The 15,082-nt window shown below is 35.4% G+C and carries 7 protein-coding genes; all 7 read right to left on the bottom strand.

Annotated elements, in window-relative coordinates:
• Positions 1–59: 59 nt before the first annotated feature.
• Positions 60–4,061, bottom strand: coding sequence for a T9SS type A sorting domain-containing protein (locus AB8B52_RS11640; protein ID WP_406028284.1), 4,002 nt, complete (start codon positions 4,059–4,061; stop codon positions 60–62).
• Positions 4,062–4,269: 208 nt separating this feature from the next.
• The gene (locus AB8B52_RS11645) at positions 4,270–8,298 is read right to left on the bottom strand and encodes an FG-GAP-like repeat-containing protein (RefSeq protein WP_406028286.1); all 4,029 of its coding nucleotides are present in this window, start codon (positions 8,296–8,298) and stop codon (positions 4,270–4,272) included.
• A gap of 153 nt (positions 8,299–8,451) precedes the next feature.
• Positions 8,452–10,176 carry an FG-GAP-like repeat-containing protein gene (locus tag AB8B52_RS11650; protein ID WP_406028288.1) on the bottom strand — a complete coding sequence of 575 codons (1,725 nt, stop codon included), beginning with the start codon at positions 10,174–10,176 and terminating at the stop codon, positions 8,452–8,454.
• Between the two features lie 77 nt (positions 10,177–10,253).
• A complete protein-coding gene (locus AB8B52_RS11655) occupies positions 10,254–11,072 on the bottom strand; it encodes an enoyl-ACP reductase (protein ID WP_406028290.1) in 819 nt (272 codons plus the stop codon).
• A 135-nt stretch (positions 11,073–11,207) separates the two neighbouring features.
• Positions 11,208–12,860: a DNA repair protein RecN gene (recN, locus tag AB8B52_RS11660; protein WP_406028292.1), complete on the bottom strand. Its 1,653-nt coding sequence runs from the start codon at positions 12,858–12,860 to the stop codon at positions 11,208–11,210.
• A 128-nt stretch (positions 12,861–12,988) separates the two neighbouring features.
• The gene (locus tag AB8B52_RS11665) at positions 12,989–13,876 is read right to left on the bottom strand and encodes a DUF4835 family protein (protein WP_406028294.1); all 888 of its coding nucleotides are present in this window, start codon (positions 13,874–13,876) and stop codon (positions 12,989–12,991) included.
• On the bottom strand, positions 13,869–15,080 hold the full coding sequence (coaBC, locus tag AB8B52_RS11670; protein WP_406028297.1) for a bifunctional phosphopantothenoylcysteine decarboxylase/phosphopantothenate--cysteine ligase CoaBC: 1,212 nt from the start codon (positions 15,078–15,080) through the stop codon (positions 13,869–13,871). Before coaBC ends, AB8B52_RS11665 begins: the two co-directional genes overlap by 8 nt.
• Positions 15,081–15,082: the final 2 nt, after the last annotated feature.

Raw genomic sequence — 15,082 nt, forward strand, 5'->3', positions numbered from 1 at the left:
AACAAAAAGCAAAAGCCACCTAAAAAGGTGGCTTTTGAAATTATTATTAAGTACTAAACTTACTGCTTAATCACTCTAATTGTTTGAGTAACGCTTGCAATAGTAACTTGTACAAAGTAAGGTCCAGATTCTAAAGTAGACATGTCTAAATCACTATCTACAGAATTTGGTGTTACTCTTAATACTTCTTGACCTAACATGTTGTACATCGTTACAGTTTCAATTGTATTACGAGCATTCAATGTTAGCGTGTTTTGTACAGGATTAGGGAAGTATGTAAACGCTGCTACATTAGCTTCATCTCCAACACTTAACAAATCTTCAACTGTTATTGGTGCTCCTGTTACGTCTAAAGATGCACAAAGGTTGTTAGTAGTCACTAACCCTAATACATCACCACCTGTAGTTGTTCCAAAAACAATAACACCTAAGTCTAAATAATTTGGACTCATGGTATCCGTAGTTTCTGCTACTAACGTATGGATCGTATAATCACCAACTGCAGTAACATCGAAACTAGGCGTTGCGCCTGCTTGCTCAATGATTAACGTTGGTCCTGATGTTAAAACATAAGTCACATCATAATCGGTTGGCACTACACTATCACCATTTGGTGTTGCACTTATAGTTACGGAACCACTATCTGGCAATTCAACTGGAGAAGCATCTGCTGTTAATGTACCTGCATCTGCTAAACATTCTTCTAAAACAGTTATTGGTGCACCTGTAACATCTAAAGATGCACATAAATTATTAGTAGTTACTAAGCCTAATACATCACCTCCTGTTGTTGTTCCAAAAACAATAACACCTAAGTCTAAATAATTTGGACTCATGGTATCTGTAGTTTCTGCTACTAACGTGTGGATCGTATAATCGCCTGCTGCTGTAACATCAAAACTTGGTGTTGCTCCTGCTTGCTCAATGATTAATGTTGGACCTGATGTTAAAACATAAGTGACATCATAATCGGTTGGAACTACACTATCACCATTTGCTGTTGCACTAATCGTTGCGGTTCCACCTGCTAATGCAACTGGTGTGGCATCTGCAGTTAATGTACCTGCGTCGGCTAAACATTCTTCTAAAACAGTTATTGGCGCACCTGCAACATCTAACGATGCACATAAATTGTTAGTAGTCACTAAACCTAATACATCTCCTCCTGTAGTTGTTCCAAAAACAATAACACCTAAGTCTAAATAATTTGGACTCATGGTATCCGTAGTTTCTGCTACTAACGTGTGGATCGTATAATCACCAGCCGCTGTAACATTAAAACTTGGTGTTGCACCTGCTTGCTCTATAATTAATGTTGCACCTGATGTTAAAACATAAGTGACATCATAATCGGTTGGAACTACACTATCACCATTTGCTGTTGCACTTATCGTTGCGGTTCCACCTGCTAATGACACTGGAGAAGCATCGGCTGTTAATGTACCAGCATCTGCTAAACATTCTTCTAAGACCGTAATTGGTGCACCTGCAACATCTAGCGCTGCGCAGATAGATCCACCACCTTGTATTAATAAGGCATTAACATCAACTCCTGTAGCACCTGCTGGTAAACTCGTAGGATCTAAAGTTGCTGCATCATAAACTAACGTATGAATTGTATAATCATTAGCTACTGTCACATCAAAACTTGGCATTGTGCCTAACTGCACTATCAATAGATTTGCACCTGACGTTAAAACATAAGCCGTTGTATAACCTGCTGGTTCAACTGGTGCTGTATCAACTGTAGCACTTATTGTGGCTGTACCTCCGACTAAGGCAACTGGTGTTGCATCTGCTGTTAATGTGCCTGCTTCTGCAGTACATGGTGTACTAATACAAACATCAAATGATGAAGTTTGACCAGCAGTGGATGTCCAAGAATATACTCTTAGAGTATACGTTTCGCCAATAGTTAACCCATCAACCGTACTTGTATTAGGATCACTACATAGTAAATTAGTTAATGTTCCACAATCCCCTGACCATACTGAGTGGTAAAGATCTGTTGTACCACCAGTTATATTAGATAATTCAATATCATGCGTATCTGCTGTCGCAACAAACGTAAACCAAACGTCATCATTTTCAGTACCAAAACAAGCTGCTTCGTCTTCACCAGAAGCAGTTGCCGATGCAATTGTTCCTGACGTTACATTTGTACAAGATGAATCTGTATTTACGGTTAATGCGATCGCATCAGCACACTCATCATTAGCTGGAGGTGGTGGTAGCGTACCGATACAAACATCAAATGATGTTGTTTGCCCTGGCGTAGCCGTCCAAGAATATACTCTTAAAGTGTAAGTCTCACCAACCGTTAAACCGGTCGCTACACTAGAATTAGGATCACTACAAAGTAAATTGGTTAACGTACCACAGGCACCAGACCAAAGTGAATGGTATAAGTCAGTTGTCCCACCAGTTATGTTCGTTAAATCAATCCTATGTGTTTCAGCCGCAGCAACAAACGTAAACCAAACATCATCATCTTCAGTACCAAAGCAAGACGCTTCGTCTTCACCAGATACAGTAGCACCTTCAATTGTTGCAGAAGTAACATCTGTACATGACAAATCTTCATTCACAGATAATGCGATGGCATCTGCACATTCATCATTAGAAGGCGGACAAGCATTTTGTATTAACCCACTAAATATTTCAGTACAGGCTGCGTCAGCATCATTAGCAAGAGTGATTGTAACATCTGTTCCGTTTACATATGGACCAAAAGTATACAAGCCAATTGCAGTAATATTTTGATCAGTACTACCTTGATCATCAGATAATGTGATGTCAGTAGCTGATCCTAAATCAGTAATATCAACAACAATATTAAAACCACCAGAAACAGCACAGTCATCAACAACTGATGCAGTAGCGATAGCTGGTGCACATGTACTACAGCTTACATCAAAATTTAAAGGAATACCTGATCCTGAACCCGAAGCACAACTTACAGAACCATCCGATACGATTTGAACCAAAATAGTATCACCAGTAGCAATTGCTGAAATGCCAGTTGCATCATTATTAAAATTTGTATCGCTGGCGAATAAAATCGGATCTGTTACTTCACCACCATCATAAATAATAATATCATCACAACAATCTTCAAAGTAGCCTTCGATAAAATCTACTCTTAATGGAGAACCATCTGTGGAAGTAAATACATAACGTATGTCTGCATCGTTTCCATAACATAACGTTGTATTAACAGGTGTACCAGTACTGCAATCTACAGTAGCAAAAATAGGACAAAGTCCCGTATCGCTAATTGTACCTAAACTAATATCACATGCTGCGCTAGCACCATGCTCTAAAGTAAAGGTAACTGGAGTACCAATAGGATACGTAAGCGTAAATGGGCCTACTGCCGTTATTGGTGTTGACGTTGTACCATCGAAGAGTACAGGAGTCCCATCACCTAAGTTTGTAATATCTACATCCACATCAAATGTACCTGCTACACAGTCCTCAGACACAAAAGTAGCTGTTCCTGATGGTGCTACGCAACCCAAGTCTTGTTGCGCTACGAAATTATCAATATAAAAGAAATAATCACCAGCTAACCAAGTATTTGCTATTTGTAATTTCACATCAGAGCCTGTAGGTAAACTAGCCGCAGGTATTGTTGCCATCATTGTAGCACAAGATGCTGATGCAGTGTGATTAGCATCATCAATAACCAATGCAGTAACCCAAGTAACACCATCATCTGTAGAGTACTGCAGTTCCGCAGACCCCCAACCTGCTGGTGTAGGGTTATTAGATGCACCAAAAGTAGCATTATCATAATCTACAATCTTATAATCAAAACTAACATTAAGATCGGTAGCATTTGAACCAGCTACAATATTAGGTGTCGTTAGATTACCTGTTGCACTGGATGCAAATAAATTATCACGTTCAGAAGCACCAGCACAGGGCAATTCGCTTGAATTGGCGTAGGAATCCGTCCAGCCCATAGGGGTTCCGCCATCAAAATTTTCATTGATATTTACTTGTGCAAAGGCAAAAGACCCAACTAAGCAAATAAGCATTAAAGTAATTTTTTTCATAAAATATTATTAAGTTAGTAATATTTAAAAATAAAATTTTTTAAAAGAAAAAAATTAGTTTAACAAGACTAATCGATTAAATGTAGAAAAGAGCGTTTAATAGCAATATGAAATTAAACTTACAAAGTCTTCTAATATAATTAAATGAATTTTAATATTTATGAGCGTTTAACAATATTAATTACTTTCTAAAACTAGTAACATTCTTTTATTTTTTTAATATGACAGTCCTTGTTGAGTTGTTAATTTGAATAAAATAAAAACCATCTTCGGCATTAATTTTAATCGAAATTATATTTCTAATTGGATTATACACTTTGTCATGTACTTCAATAAAGCGACCTCCAACATCGAAAACTTCTATTTTATCTTCGGGATTAGCATTATAAATTTGAACCTCACCTTGAGTAGGATTAGGAAAAATACTCACTGACTTATTAAATTTTTCAATGCTCAAAGAATTATTAAAATAAGGAATAGCAAATTCAAAAACATCTTCTGCCACTTCTTCACCTATGAAACGCCCTGGAATATCATCGGCTGGCGGATGAATTCCTCCCCAAATTCTGCTCAGACTGGTTTGGTCTGAAGCATCTCTATAAGTTGCCCATTGCAATACAATATCTGTGGACGGTCCTTCTTCGAATACAAGAAATTCATTCTGCTTGGCAACAAATTCGCCTAAACCTCCAGGGAAATATTCACTACCAGTTAATCTTGTCATTAATTCCGCAGCAGTTCTAGAATATGTAGAATGACCAGACACATAACCTGCAAATGGCGGAGTTACAAAAGTGGGTCTTTGATAAGGATACCAGTCTTCTGCTAAAATCCAACCAACACCAGCTACATCGGTTTCTGTATTACTAATAAAATCATGTCCTCGCCAAGTAAACAGCTTAATCTTACCAATATTTTGATTAGAACTACCTGCAAGTGGGTCTCCAACTTCTACAGCTTCAATGTAGTTATCAATTAAAGGGATACCTGCACTATCATAATTATCTAAACTCGTATTTGAACTTTGGCCGCGTTCTGCCATTGCTCTAATAGCAGAAATTGGTCGGATATAATCATACCAACCTTTAACACTCCAAGCTGAGATAGCAGCATCGTGCATGCCACCTCCTAAGATAAAATAAGCCTTAACATCCCATTCTAAGGGGTCTAAAATGTCACCTTCGCCTTCAAAACGCTTTTCAAACTGTGGATGGTCATTTACATAATTCAAAATTGTAAACCAATGTCCTGGTGGTGTTTCAGAATCTGGTCCATCAGCCCAAAATTCTGCTAAGACTCTTGTATAATCACCTCTTGGTACCATATTTATTTCATAAGGGCTTCCTGTAAAAGGATTTATAGTATGTCCATTAGAAATAGAGCCTCCTTCAAAAAAATTATAGAAGTTAGGATAATCGTCATAACTTGTTGGAAACGCACCGATATCAATATTACCAATAGAATTAGGCGAAATATCCCAAAGTTGACCATCGCTAGGATCTAAATGTGATTGCCAAACCGACACCATAGAAAATCCCCATTTATAAGCTTCACTGTCTGTATTGTTTTCGGAAAGACTTATGTAGGGTGGATCTGAAGGATCATGAAAGACATTATAGTTGTAACCGTCTCTCTGATACGTAACTTTGTCTTGCTCTGAAAGTGCAAATGACGACACATTTCCCCATTCTGGGCTCAAAAAGGGAGGTGTATCCTCATCAACAATGTTTCCTCCTTGATCTATAAAAATATTTAATGCTAGCGGTTGCCAGCGATTTAAATCATTGATAGGTGTATTTAAATTAAGATTATCATTTAACGTATAAGGCTCATTTACAGGTTGGTAATAAGCGTTATCGTAACCTGTTGACTCTCTAGAGCCATCTTGTAAACCATAATCTATAATGGTCTGTGCCACATAATTTCCGAAGGCAGCAGCATCACCTTCTTCATAATACAATGATGTTATAGATGTATCATAGCCTAATTTATCCATTAATAAATCAAACTTTTCTTGGGAATTTTCTGCACCTGGTGAATTTTGAAAACGATGCGATAATAGACGATACATGCCATAGCTAATAGCACGGTTTTGAGAATCATCTATACCTTCTGTCGGCTCAAATACTTCTAGACTACTGCTAAAATCATTTACAGTATTACCGATTAAATATGGATTAGACTCATTGTTATAAACTGACCAAATATCGTACATAGCGACACTAGTATGAAATAAATTTCTTGCATGAATTGTTGGTCTTGCAAAATCTCCCCTTATAGCAGATAACAAGGCCTCATTCCATAATCTAGCAATAGACACATCTGCTGGCAAATTATCTACCCCTAATTGCACATCTATGACAACCTCTTGGCTTGAGCACTCATTATTAGATTCTGTAATTCGTACGCGACCAACATCTTGTAATTGCCATTTTACTGTAATTTCGTTTGTACCTTGCCCACTTAATAATTCACCTCCATCTATTTGCCATGTTACTGTAGATTGATCGGCCGCATTGTAAGAATATGTTTCTGTTCTTAAGAATGAAGAGCTCGTGTTTCCTGCTATAGCCTGAGCTGGAAGATATGTGCATGATCCATCATCTGCCGTTGCCTCTGGATTGAAGCTACAGGAAACTGGATCCGTACAGCCATTAATTTTTTGACTTGGTAAAATATCTAATATTTCATAACCCTGCCCTTCTGTTGCTTTAATTGTAGTGTTGGATTCTAAAGTTTCGAAAGTTTCTATAAGACCAGAAGGCCATTTAATCTTCACTGTTTCAATTTGAGATGCATTGCCTAAACCAAAATGTACAGGTTGTAAATTCTGACTTAAAAACCCAACCCCTGAATAATAGCGATTATAAGTCTCATTGGCAGTTATAATTGTTATCTCTGTGCCAATAGCATCACGATTTGAAATTGTTCCTTCTAGTTTTATTTTAAACCAATTTAGCAGACTATCTGTATCGTCAAAATTTAAGAGCTTGTTTTCATAAAAGAAACATTCTCTATCACTATTTGTAACTAATAAATCTATGTCTCCATCATTATCATAATCAAAATCTATGGCCTCTACACTAACTCCGAGTTCATTTAAGCCTAATTGACTAGAAAAATCATTAAAGATCACCGCACCTTGAACTGTTGAGTTTTGATAATAAAAATTTGGTTCCTCTGCTCTACCATCTAACTCATAACCATTGGCTACGAACAAATCTTCATCACCATCTAAATCGAAATCAGAAAATTTTGTGCCCCAAGACCATAAAGAATTCCCTATACCTAACGCTTCTGCATTTTCTAAAAAAGTACCGTCTCCATTATTGGTGAGTAAAAAATTATCGTCAAGACCTGAAATAAAGATATCGAAATGCCCATCTAAATTATAGTCGCCAACCGTTATACCCATATCATCACCTGTACTGTTTGCGTTATAGGTTGCCGCATCGTCTAAAAAACTTGATCCGCTTTGATTAACAAATAATTCATTTGGACCATGTAAATCATTAGTCACATACAAGTCCATAAACCCGTCTGCATTAAAATCATATGGCAAACCGACATAACTGAAGAAAATTTGAACATTAGTTATTCCAGTTGGTTCGCTAACGTCAGAAAACGTTTCATCACCATTATTAAGATATAATGTATTTGAAGCACATCGTCTCCAATCTGCAATAAAGAGGTCTAAAAAACCATCATTATTATAATCGAACCAAGTCGCGCCTGTGTTGCCACAGTTATTTACATTGGTGATTCCAGAAACTTCAGTAACATTATTAAAAGTGCCATCACCCATGTTCTTCCATAATTGAACACTATCAAGAAACGTCATAAATAAATCAGGATAACCATCATTATTATAATCTCCCCAGAAAGCTCCAAATTTATAACCAGATAAACCTGTAAAGCTATCAGGCTCTTCTTCGACGTTATATAAATCAGAAAAACCAGATTGCTCGGTAACATCTGTAAAAGAGCCGTCGTTATTATTTCTAAATAAGCGACTTAAAGTTGCAGGGGCATTTATATTATCTTCAGCCTTAGCCACTACAAAAATATCTAAGTCGTTGTCTCCGTCATAGTCGGAAATAGCGACTCCGTTATTACTCTCTAAAATATCAAGACCTACAATAGACTCTACTCTTTCAAAATTTTGACCTTGCATTACCGAAAAGGAAAACACTAAAGATAATACAACAAGGATCTTAAATTTAATTTGTAAAATCATTTTAGTTATTTGATAAGTCAAGATATATAAAAATTTAATATCTGATTTAGTGAGTTCTTTCTATTTACCATATTCTTAGACTAAACTTCATTGCACTAAAATTCAAAGATAAAGTTTGAAAATTTATAAACGAAAATAAAATTTAAATCAAGATTATTTCTTCGCTATTTTAACTGTCTTAGAGGCACTAGAATCAAATCTAATTCGGCAAAAATATATACCTTCTGATAAATTATTTGTATTAATTTGACAGTGTTTATTTTTAAATGAGGCTTCAAAAACAGAAATACCAAGATTATTGTAAATAACCATATTTTCGATGCTATGAGATGATGTCATTATCAACTCATTATCTATTGGATTTTGATATTTTAAAGTTATATCCTCATCAAAGTCTTTTACAGATAAGGTGCTACCCTCCGTAACTGTTATTGTTTGATTTGGAGCTACATTATAAAGGATATCTTCTACTCCACTCAACCAAGTGACTTTGATATAATCAATAGTAGTCGCATCATCAATACCAATATGTTCTACCAAGGAATTTTGTCCTAAATAACCTTCACCACACATCAAGTAACGGTATTGCAGCTCACCATCAACTGAAACTTCAATTTTAGAACCAATAGCATCTCTATTAGATACCATACCTATCAGTTTTACTTTGATATAGTTGTGGTCTGTAGTCGTCTCATTATTCCAAATAAATGGTGTTTGATTGTTGTTATTTACGATTAAATCTACTAAACCATCGTTATTTGTATCACCAATGGCTGAAGAAAAACTACTACCATTATTGTCGAAACCAGCGACGATTGAATTTTCAAACGTTTCAAAACCTGAATTTTCATAGAAACCGTAAGACGGAAAACCATTACTGCCATCATAAGAGCAGCTCACATACAAATCGAGATCACCATCATTTTCAGCATCAAAAAAATTGGCTCCCCAAGACCAACTATCTAATTGTGCATTGGCACTTTCGGAAATATTAGAAAATGTTTCATCTCCATTATTTTTCAACAAAATAGTGCTTCCAAAAGTTACTGCAACATCATTAGGTGTATTCGTAATAAAAATATCTAAGTAACCGTCCGAATTAAAATCATCGACCGTTACAGACATGGCGTCTACAATTACATCGGTTCCTGAAGCTTGGCTGACATCTGTAAACGTACCGTCGCCATTATTTTTGTATAAATAGTTTTGATGGATTTTATCGTTAGCGATATAAATATCTTGCCAACCATCGTTATTAAAATCGAAAAAACCTGAACAAAATGTCAATGCTGGAGTATTTGATAGTCCTACTTGATTGGTAACTTCGGTAAATGTGCCATCGCAGTTACTTTGATAAAAATAGTTTGTGATTGTAGAGGTATCCGTGTAATTTGAGATATAAATATCTAAACAACCGTCATTATTGATGTCTCCCCAAGATGTACCAAATGTGAATAAATTTTCGGTAACAAAACCAGCAGAAACGGTGATATCAACCAAAGTATTGTCGCTAAGCCTTTCATAAAGGCGATTACCATCGGTTTGGCTGGTTACAAATAAGTCTTTATCCCCATCGTTATCAAAATCTACCCAGTTGATGGATTTATTCTGAAAATTTAAATCTACTGGTAAAAGTGATTCTTGTGCAAAAAACCCATCATAATTTTTATAGAATTGTATGGATTTTCCATTTCCTGTACCAAGTGTAATGTCGTCCCAGCCGTCATCATCATAATCGACAAAACTGACACCACCTCCCATACTCACTACTCCGGTATCTTCTGTAATGCCAACAATATTCGCTTGATCTTCAAAAAAAACTTGTGCCTCAATTGTTAACGTGGCTAAAAATAGTAAAGTAGATATACAGAGTTTCATACCTCTAAATTTTAAGCAATATAAAAAAAAGCCATTATACAATAGGCATAATGGCTTTAAAATGAAGTAATAAAACTTTATTGATTGTCTACAAATGTATCCATAACCGCATCACTAACTCCCATATTACTAAAACCTCCATCATTATAGAGATTTTGAAGTGTGACACGCTTGGTTAAATCGCTAAACAGCGAAACGGTATAATTGGCGCAATCTAAAGCTGTTGCATTTCCTAATGGAGACATTTTTTCTGCATAGGCAATAAAACCATCGAAACCTTTAACTCCACTGCCTGCGGTGGTTGGTGTAGGTGACTGTGATATGGTGTTGACACGTACTTTTTTATCTCTACCAAAGAAGTAGCCGAAACTACGTGCAATACTTTCTAAATAAGCTTTGTTATCTGCCATATCGTTATAATCTGGAAAAACGCGTTGTGCAGCCATATACGTTAAGGCTACAATACTTCCCCATTCATTCATAGCATCTGCTTTGTACAGCGTCTGCATGGTTTTATGAAATGACATTGCAGACACATCAGTCCCTTTTTGTGTCCAAGCATAATTCTGGTCTGTATAGTGTTTGCCCTTTCTTACGTTAATAGACATTCCGATAGAATGTAATACAAAATCTAACTTACCACCCAAAATTTCCATCGCTTGCGTCACCAAGTTTTGAAGATCTTCTTCTGATGTGGCATCCGCAGGAATTATTTGAGAACCTGTTTTCTCTGCCAGCTCATTAATTTGTCCCATACGCATGGCCACAGGAGCATTAGTCAATACAAATGTACCTCCTTCTTCATGAACACGCATGGCAGTTTTCCAAGCAATAGAGTTTTCGTCTAAAGCTCCAAATATGATTCCTTTTTTTCCTTTTAGTAAATTGTATGACATCTGATTATGGTTAAATGGTTTATTATTTTGGTATGGTATAATTTATTTAATTTTTTAAAATTAACTCAAACTTACATCTTCTTGTAGATTCAAAGTTACTAAAAGTTTGAAGTTTTAGTTTATCGTTACTCATTTTTAATTCAACAACTGCTTAGCATGTGCCATTGCAGAGTCGGTTATATTTAAACCTCCAAGCATTTGTGCAATCTCTACAATGCGCTCATCTTCACTTAACCTTTTGAGTTGCGTATGCGTTATGTCTTCAATATCTGCTTTAAACACTTTAAAATGCGCATTGCCTTTGGCTGCAATTTGAGGTAAATGTGTAATAGTAAACACTTGCATGCTACTACTCATTTTCTGCATTATTTCTCCCATTTTATTTGAAATTTCGCCAGAAACTCCAGTATCTATTTCATCAAACATAATAGAAGGTAATTGAATGTATTCTGCAAGAATAGACTTTATAGCCAACATAATTCGTGATAATTCACCACCTGAAGCCGATTTTTTTAATTCATTAAAGCTAGACCCTTTATTTGCCATAAACAAAAACTGAAGTGCGTCTTTACCATTTTTTACAAATTGCGCTGATACTTCTAATTGTACTTTAAATTTAGCATTTGGCATACCAAGATCTAAAAGAATGGCTTCTAGCTTAGACACAAAAACAGGAATAATAGCTTTTCTTTTCTTGTGAATTTTTAAAGCAATTTTATCTAGTTTTTCATGCATTTTCAACAATTCTTCTTCCTTAGCGGCAATGGTATCATCTAAACTTTCTGTGTTGTTAATTTTAGTTTTTAAATCTGTATCGATTTCAATTAATTCTTCAATCGTTGAAGCCGTGTGCTTTTGAAACAAATTATTTACAATTTGAAGTTTGCTGCTAATCGCTTCTAGTTCTTGCGGATCTGAAGATAATTTTTCCTCTAAATTATCAAGCTCAATTAATACATCATCGAGTTCAATACCAACACTAATGATGCGTTCTTTTAAGCTATCATAAAACGGCCCAAAACTGGCGATTTTAGACAATTCTTGCTTGGCTAAAGTCAGTTGATCTATAACTCCAACTTCTTCATTCTTTAATATTGATTTTGTGGCGCTTAGCTTCTCACCTATCACTTCAACATTATTGAGTTCCTCATATTGTGCTTCTAAATCTTCAAGATTAATTTTTTCTAATGTTATAGCATTTAATTCTTTAGACAAAAACAAATTATAGTCGTATTCCTTTATCAATTCCGCTTTAGATAATTTTAAAGTATCTAATGATTTTTGAAGTACTTTGTAAGCGACTAATTGTTTCGAAAAATCTTCTAAATTGCCTTTGTTATCAGCCAAAGCATCTATCACTTTAAACTGATAATCATCTTGCGTTAGTTGTTGGGTTTGATGTTGTGAATGAATATCAATAAGATAACCACTCAAAGCTACCAAATTATCTAAAACTACAGGTGTGTCGTTGATAAACGCTCTTGATTTGCCTGATGGTAAAATTTCGCGTCGTATAATGGTTTGTACATCATAATCTAAATCTAACGAAGTAAACAAGGGTTTTAAATCGTAAGTAGCAATATCGAAAGTGGCCTCGATGATACATTTTTCATCTGTATTTTTCACCTGACTTAAATCGGCACGTTTCCCTAAAACTAAAGACAAACCACCTAATAAAATCGATTTTCCTGCTCCAGTTTCACCCGTAATAATAGTTAAACCGTTATTAAACGTTACGTTTAACTCATCTATAAGAGCATAATTTTTTATATGAAGTGATGTGAGCACAGTTCTATTATTTGGTGTTACAAAATTAAGTTTTTACTAATTAGTAATCTGAGATGAAAGAAAAAAATTTGATTTTAAAATACTTCGAAGAAAGTGAGAACAAGAAGGTATCATCCTCTAAAAACATTCTAAAATTTTATGTTTCGCCACTTCTGTGAGTGCATTGGTGCAATTCTATTGAGAATATCCATAGCTTCAGTGATATTAACATTAGGTCCGCCTGAAAAGATATCCATAATTTCGTCCGCTTTTGCATCGAAAAACACACGCATTAAAAATGAATTTGGCCTTATGCGATGTACTTTTTGCAAATCATCTAGCGCTGAGACTATTTTTGCTTTTCCGGCTTTAGCACCTTCATTCATAGTGTCTAAACCTTTGATATGGTAATTATACATCGTAGAACGCAAGCCTTTAAATGATGGAGACATTAAATTGTCGATTAAAGCAAAACGCGATTGTAAGCCATCTTCTAATTTCCAACCTTGTCCACTCAGTTGTTGCGAATAACTTGCAATAGTCTGCGCCTGATTAAAATAAGTATCACCTCCATTAAGTTCAAACGAATCTGCATCCATCCCTAAAATCATATAGACATGAAACGACAGTACCGAAATTAAGTTAGACTCAAATTGATTAGGATTGAACACTAAATTTTGAAATTCTAAATACTGAAAATTGAAATTTTTATCATTGTAATTATATACAGGCGAACTGTATGTAGAATTAAAAACTGGTCGTGATGACGAGACCTGTAATGAAGCAGAAAATGAGTCGTTGTTATAACTTAACACATTAATCACCATACTGCAATTAATCCGCTCCTGACTTCCAAACTCTTTAGAAGACCATTTTGTACTATTAATGAACTCTGTGAGTTGCTTTTCTAAGGTATTAAAAACGACATTATTATCGTTTCCTGTTTGTTGGGCTATAACATTTACTGTACAATTTAACTCTTGCGAAACGCTCATCGACGTCCAAAAGATCGCTATTAAAAGAAATAGGTTACGCATGTGTTTGTTTTAATATCAGTTCCATTAAATCTTTAGCAACGTTTGCCTTCGATTTTAATTCGTTTTCAATAATCGTATTATTTGCTGTTATAAATGTAACTTTATTTGTGGACACTCCAAAACCTGCGCCTTTATCTCTTAAAGAATTTAAAACAATAAGGTCTAAATTCTTAGCCTTTAATTTGCCTTTTGCGTGTTCTAACTCATTATTGGTTTCTAACGCAAAACCTACTAAAAACTGGTTGGTTTTAATTTCTCCTAAAGACTTTAAAATGTCTTTTGTTTTTTCTAACTCTATAGTAAACGTTGTATCCTTCTTTTTTATTTTCTGGTCTGCAACATTCTTTGGTCTATAATCTGCTACAGCCGCAGAAAGAATAGCAATATGAGACGATTTAAAATGCTTATGCACTTCTTTATACATCTCTTCTGCGCTAACCACAGGTTTCACAGCTACCAAATGATTTTCTATTTTTTGATGTGTCGGTCCTGTAACTAAAACTACCTCAGCTCCTAAATTTGAAGCTGCTTTAGCAATTTCAAAACCCATTTTTCCACTAGAATGATTACCAATAAAACGCACAGGATCTAAAGCTTCATATGTTGGACCTGCTGTAATTAAAACGCGTTTACCATATAATGGCAATTGCACTAAAATATCGTTTTCTATAAATTTAACGATAGCTTCTGGCTCAGCCATACGACCTTCACCAACTAAACCACTAGCGAGTTCTCCAGTACCTGCAGGAATAAGTTTATTTCCGTAAGCTGTTAACTTCTTAAATGATGCTTTAGTGGATTGATGTTTATACATATCCAAATCCATTGCAGGCGCAAAATATACAGGACACTTTGCTGAAAGATAGGTTGCTAATAAGATATTATCACAAACACCATTAGCCATTTTAGCCATCGTATTAGCGGTTGCTGGAGCAATAACAAAGACATCTGCCCAAAGGCCTAAATCGACATGATTGTTCCATACCTCATTATCATCTTCTTCATCTGTAAACGACGAATAAACTGGGTTTTTGGAAAGTGTAGAAAGTGTAAGTGGAGTAATAAAATCTTTTGAAGCAGGCGTCATAACGACTTTAACGTTAGCACCTGCTTTTATAAACAATCTTACTACATGAGCAGATTTGTATGCGGCAATACCAGCAGTAATGCCTAATAAAATATTTTTGTCTTTGAGAATAGACATTT

It is taken from the genome of Winogradskyella sp. (assembly GCF_045105575.1).
Lineage (GTDB): Bacteria > Bacteroidota > Bacteroidia > Flavobacteriales > Flavobacteriaceae > Winogradskyella.

Bases quoted from the DNA above. Each gene is read 5' to 3' on its own strand.
- AB8B52_RS11640 (WP_406028284.1), bottom strand. From the start codon at position 4,061: ATGAAAAAAATTACTTTAATGCTTATTTGCTTAGTTGGGTCTTTTGCC.
- AB8B52_RS11645 (WP_406028286.1), bottom strand. From the start codon at position 8,298: ATGATTTTACAAATTAAATTTAAGATCCTTGTTGTATTATCTTTAGTG.
- AB8B52_RS11650 (WP_406028288.1), bottom strand. From the start codon at position 10,176: ATGAAACTCTGTATATCTACTTTACTATTTTTAGCCACGTTAACAATT.
- AB8B52_RS11655 (WP_406028290.1), bottom strand. From the start codon at position 11,072: ATGTCATACAATTTACTAAAAGGAAAAAAAGGAATCATATTTGGAGCT.
- AB8B52_RS11665 (WP_406028294.1), bottom strand. From the start codon at position 13,876: ATGCGTAACCTATTTCTTTTAATAGCGATCTTTTGGACGTCGATGAGC.
- coaBC (WP_406028297.1), bottom strand. From the start codon at position 15,080: ATGTCTATTCTCAAAGACAAAAATATTTTATTAGGCATTACTGCTGGT.